Origin of the sequence: Candidatus Poriferisodalis sp. (genome assembly GCF_965237655.1) — a bacterium.
Classification (GTDB): domain Bacteria; phylum Actinomycetota; class Acidimicrobiia; order Acidimicrobiales; family Poriferisodalaceae; genus Poriferisodalis.
The window spans coordinates 1404870-1430114 of sequence record NZ_CBDEGB010000001.1 but is presented as its reverse complement, the minus strand read 5'-3'; the positions used below and the strand labels follow the sequence as shown (position 1 = coordinate 1430114).

At 66.9% G+C, this 25245-nt stretch carries 23 protein-coding genes; 9 read left to right on the top strand and 14 right to left on the bottom strand.

Annotated elements, in window-relative coordinates; genetic code table 11:
- Nucleotides 1–117: 117 nt before the first annotated feature.
- Nucleotides 118–900 (bottom strand): hypothetical protein, encoded by a 783-nt coding sequence (locus ACPXYO_RS06890; RefSeq protein ID WP_423918104.1) that lies wholly within the window; start codon nt 898–900, stop codon nt 118–120.
- Between the two features lie 43 nt (nt 901–943).
- Here ACPXYO_RS06890 and ACPXYO_RS06885 point away from each other — a divergent pair, with 43 nt between their 5' ends.
- Both ACPXYO_RS06885 and ACPXYO_RS06880 read left to right on the top strand, forming a co-directional pair.
- The gene (locus ACPXYO_RS06885) at nt 944–1792 is read left to right on the top strand and encodes an LLM class F420-dependent oxidoreductase (RefSeq protein ID WP_423918101.1); all 849 of its coding nucleotides are present in this window, start codon (nt 944–946) and stop codon (nt 1790–1792) included.
- Nucleotides 1793–1799: 7 nt separating this feature from the next.
- Complete coding sequence (locus ACPXYO_RS06880; RefSeq protein WP_423918098.1) at nt 1800–3083, top strand: M18 family aminopeptidase; 1284 nt, start codon at nt 1800–1802, stop codon at nt 3081–3083.
- 53 nt (nt 3084–3136) lie between these two features.
- On the opposite strand, the gene ACPXYO_RS06875 is transcribed toward ACPXYO_RS06880, so the two are convergent.
- On the bottom strand, nt 3137–3850 hold the full coding sequence (locus ACPXYO_RS06875) for a histidine phosphatase family protein (protein WP_423918095.1): 714 nt from the start codon (nt 3848–3850) through the stop codon (nt 3137–3139).
- 137 nt (nt 3851–3987) lie between these two features.
- Between ACPXYO_RS06875 and ACPXYO_RS06870 the strand changes: the two genes are divergently transcribed.
- The gene (locus ACPXYO_RS06870; RefSeq protein WP_423918722.1) at nt 3988–4479 is read left to right on the top strand and encodes a fibronectin type III domain-containing protein; all 492 of its coding nucleotides are present in this window, start codon (nt 3988–3990) and stop codon (nt 4477–4479) included.
- 571 nt (nt 4480–5050) lie between these two features.
- Here the strand turns inward: ACPXYO_RS06870 and ACPXYO_RS06865 are convergent.
- On the bottom strand, nt 5051–6250 hold the full coding sequence (locus tag ACPXYO_RS06865; RefSeq protein WP_423918092.1) for a cystathionine gamma-synthase: 1200 nt from the start codon (nt 6248–6250) through the stop codon (nt 5051–5053).
- A complete protein-coding gene (locus ACPXYO_RS06860) occupies nt 6250–7314 on the bottom strand; it encodes a PLP-dependent cysteine synthase family protein (protein WP_423918090.1) in 1065 nt (354 codons plus the stop codon). The genes ACPXYO_RS06865 and ACPXYO_RS06860 overlap by 1 nt, the downstream gene beginning before the upstream one ends.
- Nucleotides 7315–7499: 185 nt before the next feature.
- Here ACPXYO_RS06860 and ACPXYO_RS06855 point away from each other — a divergent pair, with 185 nt between their 5' ends.
- Entirely contained in the window at nt 7500–7922 is a 423-nt protein-coding gene (locus ACPXYO_RS06855; RefSeq protein WP_423918087.1) for a CopG family transcriptional regulator, read from the top strand.
- Nucleotides 7923–7944: 22 nt separating this feature from the next.
- Nucleotides 7945–8310: a DUF5615 family PIN-like protein gene (locus tag ACPXYO_RS06850; RefSeq protein ID WP_423918085.1), complete on the top strand. Its 366-nt coding sequence runs from the start codon at nt 7945–7947 to the stop codon at nt 8308–8310.
- Between the two features lie 21 nt (nt 8311–8331).
- Here the strand turns inward: ACPXYO_RS06850 and ACPXYO_RS06845 are convergent, their stop codons facing one another.
- From ACPXYO_RS06845 to ACPXYO_RS06815, 7 genes are all read right to left on the bottom strand, one after another.
- Nucleotides 8332–9261 carry a phenylacetaldoxime dehydratase family protein gene (locus ACPXYO_RS06845; RefSeq protein ID WP_423918082.1) on the bottom strand — a complete coding sequence of 310 codons (930 nt, stop codon included), beginning with the start codon at nt 9259–9261 and terminating at the stop codon, nt 8332–8334.
- A 30-nt stretch (nt 9262–9291) separates the two neighbouring features.
- On the bottom strand, nt 9292–12810 hold the full coding sequence (locus ACPXYO_RS06840; protein WP_423918079.1) for an indolepyruvate ferredoxin oxidoreductase family protein: 3519 nt from the start codon (nt 12808–12810) through the stop codon (nt 9292–9294).
- A gap of 193 nt (nt 12811–13003) precedes the next feature.
- Entirely contained in the window at nt 13004–14353 is a 1350-nt protein-coding gene (locus ACPXYO_RS06835) for an MFS transporter (protein WP_423918076.1), read from the bottom strand.
- Nucleotides 14354–14399: 46 nt separating this feature from the next.
- Entirely contained in the window at nt 14400–15080 is a 681-nt protein-coding gene (locus ACPXYO_RS06830; RefSeq protein ID WP_423918074.1) for a hypothetical protein, read from the bottom strand.
- Nucleotides 15081–15098: 18 nt separating this feature from the next.
- The gene (locus ACPXYO_RS06825; protein ID WP_423918071.1) at nt 15099–15545 is read right to left on the bottom strand and encodes a hypothetical protein; all 447 of its coding nucleotides are present in this window, start codon (nt 15543–15545) and stop codon (nt 15099–15101) included.
- Between the two features lie 67 nt (nt 15546–15612).
- Nucleotides 15613–16389, bottom strand: a complete 777-nt coding sequence (locus tag ACPXYO_RS06820) for an SDR family NAD(P)-dependent oxidoreductase (RefSeq protein WP_423918069.1) — start codon at nt 16387–16389, stop codon at nt 15613–15615.
- Nucleotides 16390–16476: 87 nt separating this feature from the next.
- Nucleotides 16477–17394: a phytanoyl-CoA dioxygenase family protein gene (locus tag ACPXYO_RS06815; protein ID WP_423918066.1), complete on the bottom strand. Its 918-nt coding sequence runs from the start codon at nt 17392–17394 to the stop codon at nt 16477–16479.
- A 78-nt stretch (nt 17395–17472) separates the two neighbouring features.
- Between ACPXYO_RS06815 and ACPXYO_RS06810 the strand changes: the two genes are divergently transcribed.
- From ACPXYO_RS06810 to ACPXYO_RS06800, 3 genes are read left to right on the top strand one after another with little or no spacing between them, the layout of a single operon-like run.
- Nucleotides 17473–18333 (top strand): ABC transporter permease, encoded by an 861-nt coding sequence (locus ACPXYO_RS06810; RefSeq protein ID WP_423918063.1) that lies wholly within the window; start codon nt 17473–17475, stop codon nt 18331–18333.
- Nucleotides 18333–19085, top strand: coding sequence for an ABC transporter ATP-binding protein (locus ACPXYO_RS06805; RefSeq protein ID WP_423918060.1), 753 nt, complete (start codon nt 18333–18335; stop codon nt 19083–19085). Before ACPXYO_RS06810 ends, ACPXYO_RS06805 begins: the two co-directional genes overlap by 1 nt.
- 42 nt (nt 19086–19127) lie before the next feature.
- Nucleotides 19128–20489, top strand: coding sequence for an LLM class flavin-dependent oxidoreductase (locus tag ACPXYO_RS06800; RefSeq protein WP_423918057.1), 1362 nt, complete (start codon nt 19128–19130; stop codon nt 20487–20489).
- A 45-nt stretch (nt 20490–20534) separates the two neighbouring features.
- Here the strand turns inward: ACPXYO_RS06800 and ACPXYO_RS06795 are convergent, their stop codons facing one another.
- The 3 genes from ACPXYO_RS06795 to ACPXYO_RS06785 form a co-directional block, all read right to left on the bottom strand.
- A complete protein-coding gene (locus tag ACPXYO_RS06795; protein WP_419552209.1) occupies nt 20535–21347 on the bottom strand; it encodes an SDR family NAD(P)-dependent oxidoreductase in 813 nt (270 codons plus the stop codon).
- A 27-nt stretch (nt 21348–21374) separates the two neighbouring features.
- Nucleotides 21375–22691, bottom strand: a complete 1317-nt coding sequence (gene hmgA, locus ACPXYO_RS06790; protein ID WP_423918054.1) for a homogentisate 1,2-dioxygenase — start codon at nt 22689–22691, stop codon at nt 21375–21377.
- Between the two features lie 67 nt (nt 22692–22758).
- Nucleotides 22759–24057 carry an MFS transporter gene (locus tag ACPXYO_RS06785; protein ID WP_423918051.1) on the bottom strand — a complete coding sequence of 433 codons (1299 nt, stop codon included), beginning with the start codon at nt 24055–24057 and terminating at the stop codon, nt 22759–22761.
- A 171-nt stretch (nt 24058–24228) separates the two neighbouring features.
- On the opposite strand from ACPXYO_RS06785, the gene ACPXYO_RS06780 reads away from it, so the two are divergent.
- Nucleotides 24229–25242 (top strand): NAD(P)-dependent oxidoreductase, encoded by a 1014-nt coding sequence (locus tag ACPXYO_RS06780; RefSeq protein ID WP_423918049.1) that lies wholly within the window; start codon nt 24229–24231, stop codon nt 25240–25242.
- The last annotated feature ends 3 nt before the right edge of the window (nt 25243–25245 follow it).

Here is a 25245-nt window from a genome sequence, read left to right as displayed (position 1 = left end):
CTGAACAGTACGGTCTCGGGTTACATGCGCCGGACCCGTCGCACGTCATGCGCGTCGGCTGAAGCGTGCGCGCATGCATTGCCGTTCAAGCCGGCTGGCCTCGAGCGAGCAGCTTCCTCAGAGGCCGAGGATGGCGTTGAGCGAAGCCAGCACGGCGGCGATGTCCGGTTCTACGAACAATGCTGCGAGGCCCGCGCTGTAGATGGAGTCGCCGATGCGCACTACGGTGCCGTAGCGAGTGACGGGCAACCCCGAGACGATGGCGTCGTAGTCCACACCGAACGACTCGTCACCGAGTGCGGGATCCTCGCCGAAGCTGAACGAACCGACCGCGCCGGTCTCGGCTTCGGTGAACTCTCCGCATTCGATCAATCCGGCGCCGTGGACGCTGAGGGCTTCGGAGGCCACCTCGGGCGATTCGAACCGTGCGATCCAGACGTCGAGGAACGGACCGGTCAACAGATCGCGAGCCCACACGGCTGCGGAATACGCGACCGGCTCGATCTCGCCGAATATCGCTATTCCGGCACAGGTCTCTGCCCTGGGAGTGGTGGTGGAGCTCTGGAGATTCTCGAAGCCTTCGGGCGTCGAGCCCTCAAGCAGCGTGCCTTCGACGGCAGCAGGCGTCGCCGGCGCCTCAGGGGCTTCGGGCTCCTCTACTGCCGCTGCCGTGGTGGTGGTGACGATGGGTGCCGCGGTCGTCGTAGTGACGACCGGAGCTTCCGTCGTGGTCACGACAGGTGCCGCCGTGGTTGTGGTGACGACCGGCGCCTCCGTCGTGGTCGAAGGCACCGCAGTGGTCGCGGGTGCCTCTGCGGCCGTGGCGGGCGGTTCATCGTCGGAGCTGCCGCATGCAGCCACGAGTGCAAATGCAAGGCACAGACCGGAAATACGTCGCATAAGGGCAGACTACGACCTAGGGAGAGACCGAGAGGGGTGTGCAGTGAAGTTCGGAATGACGCTTGCCAATACTGGGCCGCAGGTCGAGGGCGGGGGCGCGATCGCATACGCGCAAGCTGCAGAGGCGGCCGGTTTCGAGTCGCTGTGGACAGTGGAGCACGTGGTGGTGCCCGAGGGTTATGCGTCGCCGTACCCGTATTCCGAAGACGGCAAGATGCCTGGCAAGCGGGACGACATCGACATCCCCGACCCGCTCATCTGGATGGCCTTCGCCGCCGCGGCCACGTCCGAGATCAAGCTGGGCACCGGGATTCTCATCGTCCCCCAGCGGAATCCGGTGGTGACCGCCAAAGCGATCGCCACGCTGGACCGCCTCTCGGGCGGTCGGGTGATGCTCGGGATCGGCGCCGGCTGGCTGGCCGAAGAATTCGATGCACTGGGTGTCTCCTTCGACGACCGTGGCGACATCACCGACGAGTACCTGGCGGCATACCGGTCGTTGTGGCACGACGAGGTGTGCTCGTACGAGGGCGAGCATGTCTCGTTCGACCGCGTGTACTGCCGTCCGCAGCCGACGGGATCGGTGCCGATCGTCGTCGGCGGCGACAGCAAGCGGGCCGCTCGCAGGGCTGGCGAGTACGGCGACGGCTTCTTCCCGGTGTCCGGCGATTTCGACGAGATGACGGCGCTGTATGAGCATGCGAAGCGATGTGCCGAGCGGGTTGGACGCGACCCTGAGCAGATCGACTTCATGACACAGGGGCCTGCAACGCCGGAGTACATCGAGCGGGCGGCCGCAGCCGGAATCACCCGCCTTGTCACCTACCCGATGTCACGTACCAAGTTCGACGACTTCAGCCGTGACGTGATCACGGCGTACGCCGACGCCTAGAGCCCACATGCTCGACCAGCTATTCGAGTTCATCGAGGCATCGCCGTCGCCGTACCACGCAGCTGCGACAGCAGTCGAGCGGCTGACCGCCGCAGGCTTCGCTGAGACCGAACGCAGCGAGGGGTGGAGCGGGCTCGACGCAGCGCGCGGTTTCGCTGTTCGCGATGGCGGCAGCTCGGTCGCTGCGCGAGCCGGTGCTCGTGTCGATCCGGACCGGCTGCACTTCAGCGTGATCGGCGCTCACACCGACAGCCCCAACCTGCGCCTGCGCCCGCAACCGGACACCGGCACTCACGGCTACCGCCAGCTCGGCGTGGAGGTCTACGGAGGTGTGCTGCTCAACTCATGGCTGGACCGCGACCTCGGCCTGTCGGGCCGGGTCGTCGTGCAGGACGGGACGGCCGACGGCCCAGCGACAGTGCTGTGGCGGTGCGACAGGCCGCTGCTGCGTGTCGCACAGCTCGCCATTCACCTCGATCGAGAGGTGAACGATGGCCTCAAGCTGGACCGCCAGCAGCACATGAACCCCATGTGGGGACTCGGGCAGCCGAGTCCTGAGGGGTTCCGGCAGTTCCTCGCCGGTGAGCTCGACGTCGAGCCCGACGCAGTGCTGGCGTGGGATGTCATGGCGCACGACCTCTGCCCGCCTGCTCGGCTCGGGCGCGACGGCGAGATGTACGCAGCCGCTCGCATCGACAACCTGGCGTCGTGTCACGCTGCGGTCGAGGCCTTGGCCGGGCTCGACGATCCGCCTGACGACACCACTGCGGTCGTCGTGCTGTTCGACCATGAGGAGATCGGCAGCGACTCTGCCACCGGAGCCGGCAGCCCGATTCTGGCTGACGCACTCGAGCGCATCGCTCAGTGCCTCGGCGCCGATCGCGAGCAGTACCTGCGGGCGGTGGCTCGCTCGTTGTGCGTGTCAGCAGACGGAGCCCACGCCGTGCATCCGAACTATCCCGAGCGCCACGAGCCCGGGCACCTGCCGGTGCTGAACGGCGGACCGGTCATCAAGTCCAACGTCAACGTTCGCTACGCCACCGATGCGGAGACCAGTGCCCGCTTCGTGTCGGCGTGCAACGCTGCTGGCGTGCCGCACCAGTCCTATTCCCACCGCGGCGACCTGCCCTGCGGCTCCACTATCGGGCCGATCACGGCCTCCCGGCTGGGCATGAGCGTCGTGGACGTGGGTTCGCCGCAGCTGTCGATGCATTCGGCCCGAGAACTCGGCGGCAGCGAAGACCCAGCGCTGCTGACTGCGGCGCTGGGCGCCTTTCTCGCCGACAGCTGAGGGCGGCCGGCGGATCGCCGTCGCGGCCAAACCGAAGCGCGCTTCCCAAGCGCTCAGCCGTGGTGAAGGTTGTCGTCGAGGTGTGAGCAGTCATTGAAACGGCGAAGCACCCAGTCGTCGTCGCAGCGCACAACCTGGGTGATCGAGCAGTTGTCGGAACCGCCGAACGAGAACGGCGTGGACCCGACAATGTGCGCCAGCACGGCCCCGATGACTCCTCCGTGCACGCAGGCAGCCACTAGCTCGTCGGGGTGCGCGTCGGCGATGCGTCCGAGGGCACCCATGCAGCGGCCGATGAGCTGCTCGTTGGATTCTGCCCCGGGAATGACGTCCCAGCGGCGCTCGGTGTGCAGTCGCACGTACAGCGGATGATTCTCTGCGGCGAACTGGCGGATCCTCCCGCCGTCCCACTCGCCCAGCGCTACCTCACGCAGGTCGGGCTCGATCGCCGGGGTCAGGCCCAGTCGCTCGGCAAGGGGCTCGAAGGTCTGCTGCGTGCGCTGTAGCGACGACACAAAGAGCGCGTCGATCGGCTCTGAGGCCAGCCGGCGGGCGACCGCCGCCGCCTGCTCGTGCCCCTGGGGAGCCAGCGCCGGGTTGCCCTGGGTGCCCAGCATGGGGAACGGCTCGCCCGGGATGAACGCTTGGGATGCGCCATGGCGCACCAGCAGGATCTCGGTCGCACCCGGCGGCCGCTGCCACCGCTGCTGCTCGAACTGCCTGACCTCGGTGTCGGAGGGCGCGAGGTCTTCTTCAGATTGGGTCACGGCGGCAAGCTATCCCCGACCGAGCCGTCGCTGGCGGGACCGATGGCCGCGTTGGGGGGCAGTGCTGGCCGGGGTGTGTGCCTGCGCTGTTCCCGGGTATCAACATCACACATATATCTATGAGATTCATATAGGCTCTGCCGTGCGAGTCAGCAAAAGGGTATGCCGGTGGGAATGCGAGGACCGACCATGCGCACGCCCCGCCGCCGCTTCCTCGCTGCCTTCCTACTCGCCGCAACCACAACAGTCGCTGCTGTGCCGGCGCTGCCGCGGCCGCGGACCAACCTGCAGGAATCCCGGCGCGGCCCACAGGGCTTCGGGTCACATCGGAAGCCCATGACGCGATCACGATCGCGTGGGACGACCCCGGCGACACCTCGATCACCGGCTACCAGATCCTGCGACGACTGCGCGATGTCTATGAGGTAGGCCGTTTCGACATCATCGCCCCCGACACCGCCACAGCCGGCACCGTGTTCACCGACACCGACGTGACCGCGTCGACGCGCTACGTGTACCGGGTCAAGGCCGTCAACGCCGCCGGCATCAGTGCCCTATCCACGTTCCTGCGCGCACGAACCCCCCCATCCGACAACAACCCTGACAATGACCTGTCTCAAGAACCTTGACACGCGACATGCCACCACAACCTCCACAACAACAACCGACGACTGCGCCGAGGACCCGCCCCCAACAGATGGACCACCGAACCCCGCCCCCAACCCCCAGCACACGGACCGAGCAACCAACCCTGTCCCGACCCTGCTGCTGGCGGATCGAAGACCGAGACTCGCGGCGACCCCGCTCCAGGCGGATCGAGCACCGCAGCCCGCCACGACCCCGCTCCAGGCGGATCGAAAGCCGAGACTCGCGGCGACCCCGCTGCTGGCGGATCGAGCACCGCAGCCCCCAGCGACCCTGCTGCTGGCAGTGGTGTGAGCAACCGACCCCGCAGTGGCCCCCCAGCCGGCAGTGACGCGAGCAACCGACCCCACAGTGGCCCCCCGCCCCCAGACTCCAGGCCGTAGCTCTGCAACGCCCAAACGAGGGGTGCGTGGGGGCAGGGACGACCGCGCGCAGTTATGCGGCGCCCCAAGCCCACCCAGCCCAAGCACCAAGCGCGGCATCTGTTTGAAGCACGGGCACCCCTGCCCCCACGGGGTTCTGACCCGGGGCTGGAGCGTCTGCAGACCCGCCTGCTCAGGCGGCAACGTTCGACGCGACGTCGAGGGCTGCGCCGAGGTCGTCCAACAAGTCCGAGATGGTCTCGAGACCGACGGACAGGCGTACGAGGTCGTCAGGCACTTCGAGTGCCGAGCCCGCGGCGGATGCATGAGTCATTGCACCGGGATGCTCGATCAACGACTCCACCGCGCCCAGCGATTCGGCAAGCGTGAACACCTTGGTCGCGGCCGCGACCTGCTCTGCGGCAGCCCGGCCGCCGTGCATCCGGAACGACACCATGCCGCCAAAGCCGCTCATCTGCCGGCTCGCGATGTCATGGCCGGTGTGGTCGACGAGACCCGGATACAACACGGACCGCACCGCCGGGTGCCCGGCGAGCAGGTCGACCACTGCCTCTGCGCTCGCGCAGTGACGGTCCATTCGCACCCCGAGCGTCTTGACGCCTCGCAGCGTCAGGTAGCAGTCAAAGGGGCTCGGCACGGCCCCAACCGCGTTCTGAGTGAACACGAGGTGTTCGGCCATGGCGTCGTCGTTGGTGGCCACGAAACCGCCCACGACGTCGCTATGGCCGCCGAGGTATTTGGTTGCTGAGTGCACCACCGCGTCCGCACCGAGGGCCAGGGGCTGTTGCAGGTAGGGCGTGGCGAACGTGTTGTCCACCACGACGACGCCGCCCAGGTCGTGGGTGATCGCGCTGATGGCCTCAATGTCGAACACGGTGAGCAGCGGATTGGTCGGCGTCTCCAGCCACACCATGCGCGTCTGGGGCGTCCAAGCATCTCGGATCTTGTCGGAAGCGGTGAGATCGGCGGCAGCGAAAGTGACGCCAGCGTTGCCGAACACCTTGTCGATGAGCCGGAGGGTGCCTCCGTAGGCATCGTCGCCGAGCAGCAGGCTGTCCCCGGGGCGCAGGACTCGCAGCAGGGCGTCCGATGCCGCCAGCCCGCTCGCAAACGCAAACCCGTGGCGGGCGCCTTCCAGGGACGCCACGCATACCTGATAGGCGTGGCGTGTGGGGTTGCCGGTGCGGCCGTACTCGTAACCGTGGCGGGGCTGCCCGACGGCCTCCTGGGCAAAGGTGGTTGCCAGCGAGATGGGCGTGACCACCGCTCCGGTGTAGGGGTCATGAGGCTGGCCGGCTCGAATGGCGCGCGTCTCGAAACCGAAGTCGTCTGGATCCTCGAAGCCAGACAGCTGGGGATCGCCGCCCAGCACTACCCAGGCTCCTTGCAATCGCCGCCGGACGCGGGCAGCGTGCCGTCAACCGGCAGTCCCCGTTCCGCCAGCCATTCATCGTCGAAGACCCGGCTGAGATAGCCGCGACCGGAATCGGGAATGAGGGTCACTACGAGGGAATCCGCCGCCCGGCCCGCCGCGTCCAGCTCGGCGGCAACCCGTACAGCGCCAGTGATCGCGGTGCCTCCGGAGCCGCCGATGAGCAAACCTTCGGTGCGGGTGACGTGGCGCGCCATGGCAAATGACTCGGCGTCAGTGACGGGAATCACCCGGTCGACGATGCTGGCGTCGTAGGTGGTCGGCCAGAAGTCCTCGCCGATGCCCTCGACCAGATAGCTGCTGCCGTCGCCGCCGGCGTAGACGGACTCTGGCGGGTCGGCCACGACGACCTCGATCGCCGGATTCTGTTCCTTGAGGTAACGCCCCACGCCGCTGACGGTGCCACCCGTGCCGGCGCCGGCCACGAAGTGGGTGACCCGCCCGCCGGTCTGATCCCAGATCTCGGGTCCGGTGGTCTCGTAGTGGGCGCGGGGATTGTTCTGGTTGGAGTACTGGTCGGGCGAGAAGGCCCTGGGCGTCTCGGATCGCAACCTCGCCGCAGTGGAGTAGTACGAACGAGGATCCTCCGGCGCAAGGGCGACCGGACATACCACGACCTCGGCGCCGTAGGCCCGCAGCAGCGCCACCTTCTCGGGCGCCACCTTGTCTGTGCAGACGAACACGCAGCGATAGCCACGCTGGGCCGCGACGACAGCCAGTCCCACGCCGGTGTTCCCGGAGGTCGGCTCAACAATCACGTCGCCGGGTCGCAATTGCCCGTCGGCCTCGGCCGCGTCGATCATCGCGATCGCCGCACGGTCCTTGACCGATCCGCCGGGATTCGTGGTCTCGAGTTTCGCCACGACCGGCGTCATGATGTGCGGCGCGACCCGACCGAACCGGACCATCGGAGTTCGGCCCACCAGTTCCAGAATTGATGGGGCGATGTCGAGACCGTCGAGCGGGTCCGGCACGCCCGATGCCATCGGGCCGTCTGCAGCCATCGGTGCGAAAGCCTAGGGAGCCCGACGCAGCCGTGCCCCGCTGCTGCGTCGTGAGCTCAGCTGGTTCAGCTGGACAGAGCAGCGAGCGGCGACAGCTCGGGTCGCATCAGCTCGACCCCACCGTCGGGCAGCGTATGCGTCGTCGAGCAAACGCCCACATGACGACATCTAACTACGCTGTCGCCATGCCGGTGGTGTCGATCAGATTCTCGGACCACCCGCTGTACGAGCGGCTCAAGAAAACCGCTCGCCGTCAGCGGGTCTCCATCTCTACGCTCGCGGAGCGCCTGATCGACGAGGGACTGCGCATGGATGCACATCCACTGATCGAATTCCGAGACTATTCCACCGGGCGCTATCCGGCGCTCGTCGGCGGTCCCCAGGTAGTCCATGTCATCGACGCAATGGTCGGCGGGGACGTGCCGACCGGACAGCGTCGCACCCGAGCGGCAGAGTTGATGAATCTGAGCCTGGCGCAGGTCGACGCCGCGCTCGCGTACTACGCCGACTACACGGACGAGATCGACGCGGACATCGCCGAACGGCTGCGCCAGGCCGAGGAGATGGAGGCAGCGTGGAGGCGTCAGCGGGAACTTCTCGCGACCTGACCAGTTCACGACCTGACTACCTATGAGCGTGCGCCTGCTCATCGACGAAATGCACTCACCGAGGGTCGCCGAAGTGTTGCGTGCCGAACGCTGGGACGCCTTCGCCGTCGCAGCAGACAGCTCGCTTCGTGGCCGTCCGGACGCCTCGCTGCTCGAGTACGCCACCGAGAGCGGTCGGGTCATGGTCACCGAGAACAGCGGCGACTTCGCCAGGCTGGCTGCCCTGATCGTCGCCTCAGGCGAGGACCACTGCGGCATCATCATCACGAGTCGAGCGAGGTACTTCCGCGGCTCGCCCGCCTATCCCAACAACGTCATCGAGGCTCTTCGCCGCTTCCTTGCGGCGCCACCCCACGAAGGCACCTCGTGGATCTGGTGGCTGGAGTGACGCAGTAGCAGCCCAGGTTGTTCAGCTGACCAGCTCGGCCAGTGGCGACAGCTCGGGTCGCATCAGCTCGACCCCACCGTCAGGCAGCACCGAAACCTCGTGCCAGAGCCGGAGCTTGGGCGGGCGTCCCAGAATCTGAACCGTCGAGAGGAACGAGTGGAAGATGGCCAGGTGCGTGGAGTGCGACCGGGACCACGCCTCAAGCGACGCCAGGTCTTCGAACCAGCCCACGAAGCTCGTGGACTCCAGATCGTCGCCGTCGATGGTCTGCTCCCGCAAGAACCGGCTGGAGATGCAGCCGGTATCGGGGTTGCGCGCCAGGAAGTCGATACCGGCCCGCAGCTTCGGCTCGATGTCGGTGAAGTACAGATCTCGCTCGTCGTCGGGGCAGTCGTCCCACTTCTGACCTGAGCGGATGAGACACAAGTTGGCCGGCAGCGGCGAGCCGGGAGCCGACTCGAAGGGATCATCAGCGCTGGCCGCCATGCGGTCCCGCGCAGCGCCCCAGTAGTCGTGCAGCTCGGTGATGTCCACCGAGGTCAGGTTCCGCACCCCCGGCAGCGGCCGCTTGGTCCCGGCAATGGTCTCCCAGCGCTCTGCCGGAATGACGGCTGTCTCGCAATAGACCCAAGCTCGTTCAAGCACATCGCAGCCCTGCCGCCAGCGCTCGTACGCATCGGGATTCACCCAGTACGCCATGAACACTGTCTCGACATCGCCCTGGGCTTCCGCCGCATCGTCACCCTCGTCGGTGAAGTTCACGATGCGGGCCCGCTCAACGTGATCGGGCCGATGGTCGCCCTCGGTCAGCGCCGACTGCAATTCGGCCAGCGTGTCGTCATTGTCCGGACCCTTCGAGAAGACCATGGAATAGACGGTCACCTCGGGGAAGTCGACAACGCACCACGCCGGAGCGCTCGGCGAGTGCCCCTCCGGTCGATTCGCTGACATCGGTCTGACAGATCCCGGCGAGGGATCCGCTCAGGCGCCGAGTTCGGCGGCGCGAGCCCGGAAGCTCTCGACGTTGGCCTCTTTGATGTCCTCGTAGCCGCGGATCATGTCCGGCAATTCGGCGATCTCGACGGCCCGGGCGTAGGCAGCATCATCGCCGCTCGCCAGCGTGTCGAGCGCCCGGGAGATCATCCCGCGGTACTCGTCGATCAGCTCCCGCTCCATGCGGCGATGAGCGGTCTTGCCGAAGATGTCCAGCGCGCCGCCCCGCAAGCCCTTCATCCGGGCCAGCAACGCAAATGCGACATCACCCGACCGGCCAAGGCCGATCTTCTTGTCGACGCCCATGCGCCGCATGATCGGCGGGTGCAGCTTGTAGGTGACCTCGGTCTTGTCGCCGAACTGGTCACGCACTGCCTGCTGGAACGCCTCGCTGCGGTGCAGGCGAGCAACCTCGTACTCGTCCTTGTACGCCATCAGCTTGTACAGGTACCTCGCCACGGCCTCGCTGAGGGCCGTCTCGTCACCTGCAGCAGCCTCGGCCTCGCGCACCTTGGCCACAAACTCCGCGTACGCCGCCGCATAGTCGACGCTCTGGTACGCAACGAGGTCGGGCACGCGGATGCGCAGCAGCCGAGCCAGCTCTTCTGACTGATCGGGCACCGTGTCGACGAGCTTCTGCTCCCGCTTGGAACGACCGGTCTCTCGCTTCACCCGGCCGACACGCTCCACGTGCAGCGTCTCCATGAAGTCCGGGTCGAGCACGATGTTGCGGCCGATGCGGAACGCCTGGGTGTTCATCTCGACGGCGACGCCGTTGAGCTCGATGGCCCGCTCGATGGCCGCGGCGCTGATCGGCACCACGCCCGACTGGTAAGCGGCGCCGAGCACCAGCACGTTGGCCGGCATGTGCGAGCGGAACAGGTTGTCCGACAGCGTGCCTGCGTCGAAGTAGATGTTGCGCTCCGGTGTGGTCGCCTCGTCGATCGAGCGCTGGAACGCCGTCCACTCAGGGAACTCAGCGGAGGTGTCACGCACCATCGCGCTGGTCGGCACCTTCGACGACGACACCAGCGCCACCGTGCGGCCCGCCTGAGCCTTCTCGAGGTTGACCGGATTCGTGCCCGACAGCAGGTCGAACACGATGTAGGCGTCGGCCTCGCCGGTCCCGACCTTGTTGGCCTCGCCACCATCACTGCCGTGGGGACCATTGGCGTCCGGTGCGCTGCCGAGGCGGCGGACCTTCAGGTTCGACACCACCGGGCCGCCTTTCTGGGCGAGTCCGGTCTGGTCGAGTCCGTTGGCCTGCTTGCCGTCGAGCAGCGCCGCTGTGGCGAGCATCTGGTTCACGGTCACCACGCCGGTGCCGCCGATGCCCATCATCAAGATGTTGCCCTCGTCGAGCCGGTCGGGCTCGGGCAGGTCGTGGCCGATCTCGTCCACGGCCGCTGTTGCTTTCGTGGGCACCTTGCCCCCGGGCACCACCTCGATGAATGCCGGGCAGTCGCCGTCGAGGCAGGTGAAGTCCTTGTTGCACGAGGACTGGTGGATCTGCGTCTTGCGACCGAACTCGGTCTCGACGGGCTGCACGCTCAGGCAGCTCGACTTCTCGCCGCAGTCGCCGCAGCCCTCGCATACGGCTTCGTTGATGAACACCCGTGTCTTGGGCTCGGCCACCTTGCCGCGCTTGCGGTCACGCCGGAGCTCGGCCGCGCACACCTGGTCGTAGATGAGCACGGTGCAGCCCTCGATGTCACGCAGCAGCCGCTGCGCCTCGTCGAGCCGGTCGCGGTGCCAGACGTCAGTGTCGGGTGCGAACTGTGCGTCGGCTGGGTACTTGTCGGGATCGTCGGCGACGACCATCACCTTGGCCGCACCCTCGGCATGCAGCGAGCGGGTCAGCTCCGGCACCTCCATGCCGCCGTCCACGTCTTGGCCACCCGTCATTGCGACCGCTGCGTTGTAGAGGATCTTGTAGGTGACGTTGGTGCCTGCCGCAATGGCCTGGCGGACCGCCAGCGAGCCGGAGTGGTGGAACGTGCCGTCGCCGATGTTCTGGAAACGGTGATCCATCGTCACGAACGGCGCTGCGCCGACCCACTGCACGCCCTCGCCGCCCATCTGGGTGGTGCCGCGCACGTTGCGGGTGGGAGTCATCGCCGCCATGCCATGGCAGCCGATGCCGCCCCCGGCCTCGGAGCCCTCAGGCACCCAGGTCGAGCGGTTGTGCGGGCAGCCCGAGCAGAAGCCCGGCGTGCGGCCCGCTGCTTTGGCACCGTCCTTCGTGGTGACAGCCAGCGGGATCGTGATGCGCTTGGGCACGGCGGGGCCGATGCCGTCGCTGCCGAGGCGGTCGACCAGGAACGGGCGGATCTTGCGGGCGATGAGGTCGGCGTCCATCTCGCCGTGACCGGGGAACCAGAAGCCGTCGGCGGCGTCGCGCTTGCCCAGCACCCGGGGGGCGGAAGCGGTGCCGTAGAGGATCTCGCGCACGAGCGTCTCGATGACCGAGCGTTTCTCCTCGACCACGACGATCACGTTGAGCCCACGTGCAAACTCACGCAAGCTGGTGGGCTCCAGCGGCCATACCACCGTCGGCTTGAAAATGCGGACGCCACGGCGAGACAGTTCTGCCTCGCTGAGACCCATGCGGTCGAGCGCCTCACGCAGGTCGTAGTAGGTCTTCCCGGCCGCGATCAGGCCGACCTTGGCGTCGGGACTGGTGACGGTCTGGCGATTGAGCTTGTTCTCCGCCACGAACTTGTCGACCGCGACCATGCGGCCCTCATGGATCTCAAGCTCCATGCGCACGGCATTCGGGCCGAACAGGGCGTCCTGCTGGGTGTGCGCCCAAGGCTTGCCGTCCCATTCGAGGGCGGGACGCACGGCGCTCACCCTTCCCGGGCCCACCTCGACGGTCGAGTAGCCGTCAGCGACATTGGTGACAATCTTCAACGCCGACCAGAAGCCCGAGTAGCGGGACAGCTCGTAGCCCCAGCGTCCGTAGTCGATGACCTCCTGCACTGAGCCGGGGTACAGGATCGGCGTCTGGAAGTGGATGAGCACCGGCTCAGATTCTGACGCCAGCGTCGAGGACTTGGAGGCCGGGTCGTCGCCCGCTACGAGCAGCACGCCGCCCTTGGGGTCGACGCCGCAGACGTTCGCATGCTTGATGGCGTCACCTGACCGGTCGACGCCGGGCGCCTTCCCGTACCACATGCCCAGCACGCCGTCGTAGCGGCCTTCGAAGTTGCGGTTCGCGAGCTGGCTGCCCCACACCACAGTGGCACCGAGATCCTCGTTGAGGCCGGGCTGGAACGTGATGTTGTTCTCGGCCAACTCGGTTGCGTTGCCGAGCATGAGGCTGTCGATGCCGCCAAGCGGCGAACCCCGGTAACCCGAGACCATCGCGGCGTTGTTCAGACCGTCGCGGCGGTCGGCGCGCAACTGGTCGAGCAGCACACGCAGCAGCGCCTGCACGCCAGACATAGCAACATCGCCCTCGGCGCGGTCGAAGCGGTCCTCGAGCTTGAAGTCTGCGAGTGCCATCGATTCCCCCTGATCCGCCGTCGTGGCTCCCTGCGGAGGCTACCCGTCGGCCCAAAGTGCTGCCCGCTGAACGAGGGCACTCATGTTTTGACGATGCCCGCCAGCCCCGACGACCCAGACTCTGCGCAAGAATGCCGCCACAGGCGGCAAATCTGCACAAAGAGTGCGTGGCAGTCGTTCCCCGAGCCGTGACCTATCCGCCCGGCTGCTTGGGCAGCAAGACTGGCCGCGGGAGCGTGAAGGCCAAACCCAGTGCGCAGGCGTTCGACACTGCCGCCAAGGAGAACGTCCAGCCGTAGCCGCCAGTGGCTCCGAGCAGCAGCTGCGCGACGTACGGACCCACTGCCGCGAACGACCCCGCTGTGGCGAAGAAACGTCCCACGATCGCGCCGGCATGGGTACGCCCGAAATAGTCGGCAACCAGCGCCGGGAAGACCGCCACGCTCCCGCCATAGGACAGGCCGAAGGCGATCGACGAGGCGTACAGCAACACCAGCCCGTCGGAGACGGCGATGCCGACGAACGACAGCGTCTCCACCGCCAGGGCCAGCATCACGGCACGGCGACGGTCGATGTGGTCGGACAGCGGGCCGGTCACGATTCTGCCCACGAGCCCGCCAACGCCGACGGAGCTGATGACTCCCGCAGCCCACAACGGTGAGAATCCGAGGCTCCGGGCGTACTGGATGCCATGCGCGAATGGCACGAACACCACCACGAACGTCAGGGCAAACATCCCGAAGATGCGCCAGAACACCGAGTTGCGCCAAGCCTGCGGGGCAGTCCACGCGGTGGCGGGGTCCTCGGTCTTCGGATCGCGGACGTCCGCTGCGTCCACGTCGAACCCCGCCGGCCTCGACGCGACTCGTGATCGCCCGAGCGAGCGGTCCCGAGGATCGGGCGCGGGCCCGTCGGGTTCCTGGCCGATCGACTCTGGGTCGCGCACGAACACCGTTGCGGTGACTGCCATGAGTACACCGCCCGTCACCGCCATCACGGCGATAGCGGTCCGCCATCCGTATTGCTCAACGAGCCACGCGGCGATCGGCGGTGCAACGATACCGCCCGCGCTCCCCCCGGAGCCGACGATGCCTGTCGCCAATCCGCGCCGCTCGGTGAACCAGCGCACGACGGTGGCGTTCGCGGGCACCCACGATGACGACATCCCGAGCGGTGCAATCACGGCGAGGCCGATGAACACCATCGCGAGGCTGCCCGCCGCTGACAGCACCAAGTAGCCCGCCGCAAGCAGCACGGCACCGCCGGCAATGACTCGGCGCGGACCGAAGCGGTCGGTGAGCTGTCCACTCCATGCGCTCACGGCGCTGTACGCGAGGATGTACGAGGCATATGCGAGTTGCAGCCAGCTCGCCGACCAGCCGGTGTCGGAGCTGATGGCACTCTCGAAGGTGCCGTAGCTGAACTGGATGCCGTAGACGATGAACAGCACCCAGAATCCGGCCCACGCCACGCGCCAGCCGTGGAACGGCTGGCCAATGAGCACGCTCGCCCCGTCAGGCGGCGAGCCATTGGACGCAGTCACAGGACGCGCTTTCTCGTTCGCGGGAGGCCGCTCCCGGCGGCCATCGCTACATGTCGCCAGGCGTGATGTAGAACCAGATGCCGTGCTTCTCGCCGGAGTCGGCCATCGCCTTACGGGCTGCGACGATGGTGCGCCCTGCTTCGGTCGACTCGAAGAACCAGCGAGTGCCTGCCCACGCTGAAGGAGCGTGCTCGGCGAGCGCAAGCGCCGCTGTCTCGTAGTAGCCGCGGATGTCCTGGGCCACACGTGCCGGGATGCCGGGCACACCTGCCTGTTTCCACGGCTTGCCGTCAGCGATGTCAGCGAATGCCTGCACCGCAGCTGGAATATCGCCGGCAGACACAGTGCGCCCGGCGCCAACCCGGTTGCCGAGCTTGGCTAGGGCACGGTCGTAGGCGGGGCGCAGGCCGTTGGCCTCGTCGACGGCGGGGTGCAGGTTCGGGTCGTGGCGGGGAGGCAGTGTGCACGACACCGTCTCGGTGCCGTCGTCGTCGATCGTCTCGGAGAACTTCTCCACGACCGGCTCGGGTGACGACAGCAAGCTGAACGCATGTGCCAGCACCCGATGCTGGAACTCGGCGTCGTTGGGCTTGCCGAGCGGCCGACCGAGAGGGAAGTCGCACCAGAGGCCTCGCGGCGGAGCGGTGCCCTGGATGTGGGCGCCGATGGATCCCAGCGCAACCGTCGCCAGTCCCTCTGCCTCAAAGACGTGTGCGAGCGTACTCACGGTACGCGTGCACAGCGGTCAGAGGGGAGTGAACAGGACGACGTCCACCTCGTGCTCACGGAGGAACTTCGCCCCCGCAGGACCCGAGTCCATCCGCACCGCAGACAGATCGAACTGGTTGCCCGCGTAGGACAGGTGGATGTCGGAGACCCGCCCGATGGTGCAGTCAGCCGCCAACTCGTCGAGGCGGTCGATCGGAAAGACGGTGTTGAGGTCGAGTGCGATGCCGGTGGCGTCGAAGTTCGGGCTCCAGTGGCCGCACATGTAGTCACGCCGGCCCGCCTCAAGCACTCGGTAGCCGACGTCGATGGGTGCAAAATCGTCCTGGTCGGGATGATGCAACGATGCCGAGGACACGATTGCCACGGTGGCATCGGCCAGCGGCGGGGGCGTGGTGAACGCCGTGGTCTCGAAATCGGGCAGCTCGAGCCCTCCGGTCAGGGCCTTGACATCAGAATCAGCCATGGCGGCAAAGTTAGGGCACAGTCCGCTCTACGCGCTGAAGCTGGCGCGGCGCGGCGGCCCGCCCACCTCAGACGTCTTCTTCGAGGTTCAGCGAACGCTGGCGGAGGCGGCGCATGCCTCGCAGCCAGCGATCCGGGTCGGAGGCCTTTCGCTCCACGTATGTCTGGGCTTCGGGATGAGAGAGGATCAGGAACCGCTCCTGTGCCATCGCTTCGGTAATGACTTGCGCCACGAACTCGGGTTCGACGATGCCGTCGGTGCCGCCGTCGGCGAGCCTCCTCGGCGCCATGGCGGTGTTCACGCCCTGCGGGCACAGCACCGAGACCTGGATGCCGTCGTCGCCGTGGAGGATCGCCTCCATCTCGGCCAGCTTGATGCATGCCGCCTTGGTGACCGAATACGGCGCCGAACCCATCGCCGCGAGCAGACCCGCCGCGCTCGCGGTGTGGACGAGGTAGCCCTCTCCCCGAGCCAGCATCGACGGCAGCACCGCACGGGCGGCGTACACGTGGCTCATGACGTGCAGCTCCCACTGGGACTGCCACGCGTCGTTGGACGCGTCCACTCCGCCTTCGGCGCCAGCTCCTGCGTTGGAGAAGAACACGTCGATCGGTCCGTGAGCTTCGAGCGTGCGCTCTACGAGGTCCGTGATGGCCGCCTCGTCGGTGACATCCAGCCCGACGCCCTCGCACCCCAGCTCATCGGCCACTGCCACCGCAGCTTCAGTGTTGTAGTCGGCGACCACGACATGGCGGGCGCCCTGCGCCAACCAGTGGCGCGCCGTAGCGGAGCCAATGCCCCCGCCGCCTCCGGTGATGATCGCTGCTCGATCGCGCAGTTCCATCTCATCCGCTCCTTGTCTGGCGTTGCGACGGCGTGAACCGGATCAGTGTCGCGCAGCGCAGCGCCTCGTGGCGAGGCGGGAGTCGTATCAGTCGGCTGCGGCCTGGGCCGGCTCGGTCGTGCCGATGCCGCCGACTTCGGAGCCGTCTTCAATCGCCTTCAGCCGAGCCGCATACGCGGTCTCGGCAAGACGATCGGCGCCGAGGTACCGGCCGGGGCTGGCCCCATCGACGTGCCCCATGATCCCCCGGTAGAGGCTGAACCCGCACAGCGCCGCCAGCTCTTCGGGCATGTCACGGACGTCGGCCCCCGAGAGGCTGTAGTACTGGTTCTGCTGCTGGCGCATCCAGCCCCGGCAGTACTGCACGCTGATGCCGAGGCGCCAGTCGTCGGGGGACGTGTTGGCGCCGCCGCAGTGCCAGGTGCCGCCATTCACGATGAGGACCGAGCCAGCAGGCATCTCAGCCGCTATGTAGGAGGGCTTCTCCCCCGGCTGGGGCTCGTGGTCGAAGCGGTGCGACCCAGGAACCAGGCGGGTTGCGCCGTTCTCGTCGGTGAAGTCGGTGAATGCCCAGATCGTGGTGACCATGAATGGCGGGCGCGGGCGCGGCACATCGATCTGATCGACGAGGCCGTCGTCAGAATGCAGGCCTTGGTGCACCTCGCCAGGGCCGATGTGCATGCAGGTGGTGCCCGACAGGATCGCTCCCGGCTCCATCAGCCGCTGCGGGAACGGCAGCACGTTGCGGTGGATCGGCAGCTTCCAGAACGACCGGTCCTTGCCCAACAGGTTGTACATGCGCTTGGTGGCGAACCCCTCGATGCGGTTCCCCTTCGGCTGGATATTCAGCTCGTCTTCGACCCGGGCGACGGTGTCGCGGATCTCGGTGAGGAGTTCCGGCTCGATGGCACCCTCGACGATGCAGTAGCCGTGAGCTTCCACTTCGTCGAGATAGCGCTGAAGTTCGCCTTCGTTTGCGGTGAGATCGGGGGTGCCGCTGCTCATGGTCCCAGTCTTGCAGGACACGATCGCCGATACCTCACCGCACAAGCGTTGCGGTACCGCGTTCGTAGGATGACTCCCGTGGATGGCGAGAGCAGGTACGCGTCGAGCCACGACGACGCCCACCTGCGCCCGCTCATTGACCTGACATCACGGCCCACGTCGCTCAACTATCTGCGCGAGGCCTGGCGCCGGCGAGAGTTCGCCATCGTCGTGCCCGCACAAGATCTTCGAGCCCAGAACATGGACACGACGTTGGGCCAGTTCTGGCATCTGATGAACCCAGCGCTGCTTGTGGGCGTCTACTTCCTGGTTTTTGGTGTCGTCATCGACACCAGTCGCGGCGTCAGCAACTTCCTGGGGTTCCTGATCGTCGGGATTGTGCTGTTCCATCTCACCCAACGGGTGGTGCAGGAGGCGGCAGTCTCGATCACTCAGAATCTCGGACTCATTCGATCTATCCAGTTCCCGCGCATCTTGCTGCCCGCCGCAACGGTGAACGGCCAGACCGCAGCATTCGTTCCGGCGATCGTTCTGGCACTTCTAGCGGTGTTGACCACAGGAGAGCGCCCATCGATGCGCTGGTTGTTGCTGCCGCTCGTACTGTTGGCGCAGTTCGTCTTCAACTTCGGATCGGCGCTGATATCTGCACGCATCGGCACTGCTGTCCCGGACCTGCGGCACATCTTGCCTCACCTGTTCCGGCTCTTGTTCTACGCCTCGGGCGTGATCTTCAGCGTCGATGCATTCGTGCACAGCTTCGCCTGGCGACGGGCTTTTGCGCTGAACCCGATCTACGACCTGATCACGTGCGCACGCTGGTGCCTGCTGGGACAGGCAGTCGACGTCTGGGTGCTGGCTGGCACGGTTGCGTGGAGCGTCCTGATGCCCATCGTTGGCTTCATGATCTTCTTCCGCTCGGAACAGCGACTCGGTGCGTGATGGCAGCGTCGACACGGGTGACCGTCGAGATTCGCGACGCTCACGTGAACTACCGGGTGTACGAGGAACCGGCCAAGGGACTCAAGCAGGGATTTGCCCGAGGTCGGATGCGTCGCCGCTACCGCATCATTGAGGCGATACAAGGTGTGACGCTGAATCTCCACGAGCACGAGACACTCGGGCTGATCGGGGCCAACGGAACAGGAAAGTCGACGCTGCTCTCGGCCATGACTGGGCTGTTGCCCCTTGCGTCAGGCAGCATTCGCGGCCGGTCGAGGCCTTCGCTTCTCGGCGTGTCGTCGGTGATGCGGCCGGCACTGTCAGGTCGCCGCAACATTCTGATCGGCGGGCTGGCTCTGGGCTTCTCCCGGGTTGAAATCGAGGGTCGCATGGATGAGATCATCGACTTTGCAGGTGTACGTGAGGCCATCGATCGGCCCATGCGCACCTACTCGTCGGGTATGCGCGCCCGGCTGCACTTCGCCATTTCCACGGCACGCGTACCTGAAATCCTCCTGATCGACGAGGCGCTCACAGTGGGCGACGAGGAGTTCCGTCGGCGTGCCGCCGAGCGCATAGATGACGTCTGCGGCGCTGCTGGTTCCGTCGTTCTGGTCTCGCACAACATGGCGGAGATCGAGCGCTACTGCGATCGGGTTGTGTGGCTGGACGGTGGCCGCATCCGAGCCGTCGGAGAGCCAGCCGAGATCGTCGAGGCCTACGTCACGACCTCCCGCCCCAACTCCCGTTGAGCCAGCGGGGCGCTGCGGGGGCGACAATGCGAGACTGACCCTGTGGCGGGAGAAGCAAGGCCGGGGCGGCGGATCATCCTGAACGCCTTCACGATGAACTGCGTCAGCCACATCCAGCAGGGCTTATGGGTGCGTGACGACACCCGCCAGCGGGAGTACACCTCGCTCGAACCGTGGCTCGAGCTCGCCCGCATCTGCGAGGCGGGGTACTTCGACGCCATCTTCCTGGCGGACGTGATCGGGCTGTACGACACCTACCAGGGCAGCGCCGACACCTCGCTGCGCGAGGGCATGCAGGTGCCCGTGAACGACCCGATGCTGCTGATCCCAGCCATGGCGACGGTCACTGAGCACCTCGCATTCGCCTTCACCAGCTCAGTGCTGCAGGCACACCCGTTCACGTTCGCCCGCCAGATCACCACGCTCGATCACCTCACCGGCGGGCGCGTGGCGTGGAACGTCGTGACGTCGTACCTGCAGAACGCCGCCCAGAGCCTCGGCTATGACTGCCTTCCGCGCCATGACGAGCGCTACGAACGGGCCGAGGACTACATGGAGGTCTGCTACAAGCTCTGGGAGGGCAGCTGGACCGACGATGCCGTGGTGGCCGACACCGAGCGCCGCGTGTACGTCGATCCCGACGGCGTACGGCCGATCAACCACGAGGGCGCCTACTACTCGGTGGCGGGGCCACACCTCTCGGAGCCGTCACCGCAGCGGACGCCGGTGATCTTTCAAGCAGGTTCCTCAGATCGCGGGCGAGACTTCGCCGCGAGACATGCCGAGTGCGTCTTTGTCGTGGCGGCATCGCGGGGCCTCACCCGCATCGCCGCAGACATCCGCCGAAGGGTGAGCGCGGCCGGTCGCCATCCCGACGACGTGAAGATCATTGCCGGCCTGTCCCCTGTCGTGGGCGGAACGGAGGCCGAGGCGAAAGCCAAGCACGCCGACTATCTCGAAACGCTCTCGCTGGAAGCGGGCCTCGCCCATCTGAGCGGCAACCTCAACGTCGATCTCAGCCACATCGACCCTGATCAGCCGCTCGAGACCTTCGACACCGAAGGCGTGCGGGGACCGGTGAAGTCCCTGCTGGATTCCGCTCAGCCGGGCACCCGCACCTTCGGGGATCTCGTCAAGCTCAACATGACGGGGCAGTTCCTGGTCGGCTCCCCCGAGCAGATCGCCGACGGCATGCAGCGCCGTCTGGACCAAGGCGTGGACGGCTTCAACTTGGTCTACGCCACCACGCCCGGCACGTTCGTGGACTTCATCGAAAGCGTGGTTCCCGTGCTCTCAGAACGTGGGCTGGTTCAGCGGGCGTATCAACCGGGAACGCTGCGGGACAAGCTCTTCGGCCGCAGTCGACTGCCCGGGACACACTTCGGCAGCGGCTTCCGTCGGTAGTCGGCGCAGCTGCTGCGCCGTCGCCTGGCCGTTCCGCTCGGGGGTTCAGCCGGCCAGCGTGGCCCGTGACGGCCCCCGCAAGGTCACACCGCCGTCGACGACCAGCGTGTGGCCGGTGATGTAACGAGCCTCGTCAGTGCACAGGAACCTGACCGCTGCGCCTACATCCCAGCCGTTGCCTTCGATGCCGAGCACGCTGGCGCGCCGGCGTGCCTCTGCAAGATCTTCGGGCATGTCGTCGCCGCCGACGAGTGGCGTACGGACGGGACCAGGGGCGACGCAGTTCACCCGAACGTTGTCGGCACCATGGTCGACCGCCATCGCCGACGTGAGCGCCATGATCGCCCCCTTCGAGGTCGAGTACGCCGTCATGCCTCGGGGCCTTAGCGCCGAGATGGATGAGATGTTGACGACGGCGCCTCCGCCCGAGTGCTCGATCATGGCGGGGATTGCGTGCCGTGACGCCAGCACCATCGAGGTCAGGTTCACATCCATGACGCGCTGCCAGCGGTCGACGTCATCGGTCACCACCGATCCGCTGCTGCCGATGCCCACGTTGTTCACCAGGATGTCCAGCCGGCCCCAGCGATCGAGTGCAGCCTGGGTCATGGCCTCGCAGTCGGCTTCGACGGTCACATCGGCCTCGACGGCGATGGCGCTGCCGCCTTCGGCGGTGATCATCTCGACGGTGAACTCAGCGAGCTCCGCCTTGCGGTCGACAGCAACGACATGCGCTCCGGCCTCGGCCAGCAACACCGCAGCGGCGCGGCCGTTGCCGATCCCGTCCCCCCGTGCCCCCGCGCCGGTGACCATCGCCACCCGGCCGCTCAGATCAGCATTCGCCCGTGTCGCACTCATTGACAGCCTCCTGCGCTGGGCGACCGCCTAGCCGCTGTTGCGGCGCAGCGTGCTGCGGTCGTCCAGCGGTGTCCACGCATCGGTGTAGTCGTCCTGCAGCTCACTCAGGCCGGCTGCCCAGGCGGTGGGGATCCACGCATAGCGGGACTCGAACATGAAGGCCAGCATGTCGGCCATCCGCCGGGGCTCGAGTTCCGCCGTGGTGCCGGCGTTGTAGGCGTCGATGTCGGGGCCGTGGGGCAGGAACGCGTTGTGAATGCTCACGCCGCCGGGCAGGAAGCCTTCGAGCTTGGCGTCGTAGGTGCCTTCGATGAGCCCCATCAGCTCGCTCATCACGTTGGAGTGGTACCAGGGCGGACGGAACGTGTGCTCCTGAACGGCCCAGCGTTCGCGGAACAGCACGAAGTCCACGTTGGCGGTGCCCGGAAGGTCTGAGGGCGACGTCAGCAGCGTCCAGATCGAGGGCGCGGTGTGATCGAACAGCAGCGGCCCGAGCGGGCAGTAGTTGCGCAGGTCGTACTTGTAGGGGGCGAAGTTGCCGTGCCACGCCACCACATCGAGCGGTGAGTGCGGCAGGTGTGTCTCGAGCAGGCGGCCGTCGTGCTTGAAGACCAGCCGGGTGGGATGGTCGTCGGCCTCGTAGCCGGCGACCGGATAGAGGAAGTCCCGCGGCATGGCCAGCGCGTCCACGCCGATCAAACCCGGGTCTGGCAGCCGGAATGGTGCGCCGTAGTTCTCGCACACATATCCCCGGGCTGTCTCCTCCATGAGCTCGACGCGGAACTTGACGCCACGGGGAACTGTTGCCAGCTCGGCAGGCCCAACCGTGAGCGTGCCGAGTTCGGTGACGAGTCGCAGCGTCCCCTGCTGGGGCACGATCAACATCTCGCCGTCGGAATTCGCGAACACTTCACCGTCCATCGAACGGTTGGCGAAGTACAGGTGCGTAGCAGCGCCGCATTGGACGTGAGCATCGCCATTGGCCGCCAGCGTGCAGAGCCCTTCGAGCCAGGTGCGCGGCTCGTCAGGAACCCCAATGGGGCCCCAGCGCAGCTGGGCCACCGGCGGTGAGCCCTCACGGCATGGGGAGGTCCGGATATTGCCCGGATCGATGTCGCGCAGTCCCGTGACGTGACGTACCGATGGCCGGATCCGGTACATCCACGTGCGCAGCGCATCCGTCCGAGCGACAGTGAAGGCGCTGCCGGTCAGCTGCTCGGTGTACAGGTCGTGGGCGACACGCTGGGGGCTGTTCTGACCGATCGGCAGCACGCCGGACTCAGCCTCGGTGGCGTGCTCGTTGCCGAATCCGCTCTGATACTCGACGCCGAAGTCATCCCCCATGCCTGCCAGCCTAGATCGGGCCTGCCGACCCGCTTGAGGGGGCGAGCACGGACCAGTCAGACCGGCGCTAGTAGCTGGGTCGGCGGTGTCGGCGCATGACCAGCGCCAGGACGGTTGCGCCAGCCGCGCAGACCGCGAAGCCGGTCCAAACCAGGTCGAAACTGCCCGTCCATTCCGCTATGTAGCCGGTCGCGACACCGCCGATGCTCAGCCCGGACATGAAGCCGAGCATCACGGTGCCTGATGCCCGGCCCGCCAGCGCAACAGGAATGCCGGTGATGATCGCCAACATCGCCACGGCGTTCCAGGACATCATGGTGAAGCCAGCCACCAGGGACATCACCCACAGCAGGCCGCCGTTGACAGAGGTGGCGGCGAGCAGGAGCCCCATCGCGACGACGGTGAACCCCGCTTGGACGGCCAGTGCGCTCGCCGGCCGGACTCGTCGTTCGGTGAGCCGAGCCCACCAGATGCGTGATCCCACCGCGGTGATGCCCGCGAGCGCACTGGCCAGCCCGGCCCAGAAGTTGGTCCAGCCCAGTGATTCCTCGGCAAAGAGGATCTGGAAGCGGCCGACGCCACCCGCGACGGCTCCCATCAACAGCGAGTACCAGGTGATCGCAATGATGAAGCGGTGCTCGGAGCGGCCCATGCGGAGCACCTTCGGTGCCAGCGGGGTGATGGTGAACACCGCGCCCGGCGGTGCGTCGTACGCCGCCGCCGATTCGGAGCCCGTCCGCGCGTCAGGACGAATCCACAGTTGGATGCCGAGAGCGCACACCAGAGCCACGACTCCATAGGCGCCGACCGCGGTACGCCATCCGAACCAGACAGCGAGCGTCGGCAGTGTCGCCCCCGCCAGGAAGGCCCCGAACATGACGCCCGATTGCTTGAGGCCGGTGATTGTGCCTCGTTGACCTTCCGGCACTCGTTCGGCGACGAGCTTGTTGGTTGCCGGGTTGCACCAGCCCTGGCCAAGGCCAGCGAACGTTGCAGAGGCCATCAGCGCCCAAACGTTGGGCGCGAAGGCCATGCCGACCATGCCGACCCCGGCCGTAACGATGGTCAGCACGGTGGAGAGCTTCGGGCCGATGCGGTCGGTGAGGCGCCCCGAGAGCGGGGCGAACAGCGCTGCTGCAACCGTGTTGGTCGTGAGCGCCACCCCGAAGACACCTTTAGTGATGCCGAGCGACCCGATGAGATCGGCCGCTACAACCGCCGGTGCGATCAGGGGAAACGGCCCGAGCACCATCGTGGCGACGAGCACGAACCTCAGACCGAAGCGCTGCAGCGGGCCATCGGGACCCGGCGGGGGCGCCTCGGCAGCGTCCGGTACTGCGCTGGAGACGCTGCCGACCGTTCGCATCGCTGCGCACCCTATGGCTGCTGTCACGCTTTCTGTGTGCAAATTTGCCGTCTGTGGCGGCATTTCTGCGCAGAGTCGAGGCCATCGGGGCTGCCGGGCATCGCCGCCTATCCGCTAAGGCTCTAATGGATCGTCCCGGCGATCGCATCTGAGACTGCGTAGCGTTCCGGCGTGAGTTGTCGACAGGTCCTCTTGCCCGCCGACGACTATGGGCGACTCGCTGATCGGCTGTCGGCGCTCGATCACGACATCGAGCCGCTGTTGTGGAGTCGCGACGGGGTAACGCTCGCCGACGGCACCCCGGCCTCCGACACGAACGGGATTCCGGTCGGCTCAGCGACGTACACGCCTGCTTCGGCTTGGGTGTCCATCGGGCTGCTGTTCGGCGGCGATCTGGCCGGCTTCGTCGAAGCTGCGCTTGCTCCGGGGACACTGCGTTGGACTCAGGCGTGCCTGGCCGGAACCGATGCGCCACCGTTCCAGCGACTCGTGGCCGATGGCGTTCAGTTGAGCCGCAGCGACGCTCCGAACGACGCCACCGCCGAGCACACGATGTCGCTGGTCCTGCACACTCTTCATGGCTGGGAAGGACGTATCGATCGCCGGAGAGCCGGTGTCTGGCTGCAGGTGCCGTGGCGAGAGGTGCGGGGCAGCCGCTGGCTGGTGATCGGCTTCGGCTCGATCGGCCGCAAGCTGGCGGCGCTGGCACGGCCGTTCGGCGCAGTCGTCGTCGGTGCCCGCCGCAGCGTTGCCGATGCCGTCGACCTCGGGGCCGCGGACGCGATGGTGACGATGGAAGCCCTTGCTGATGAGCTGCCTCTGGCTGACGTGGTGGTCCTGACGTGCCCGCTCACTGATGAAACGCGGGGACTCGTCGATGCCAAGTTCCTGGCGTCCCTGCGCGACGACGCGGTGCTGGTCAACGTGGCCCGTGGACCCGTCATCGACGCCGATGCCCTGCTGGCATGGCTGGACGAGGACCGTCCCGCGACGGCGGTGCTTGATGTCTTCGACATCGAGCCGTTGCCCGCTGACAGCCCGCTCTGGAATCATCCCAAGGTTGTGATGACAACCCATATCGGAGGCGCCGGCAGCGGGATGCCGTCTCGCAACGACGACCTGTTCATTTCCCAGCTCGATTCGTTCCTCGCGGGCCACACGCCTCGCCTGCTGGTGGAGGGCTGAGCC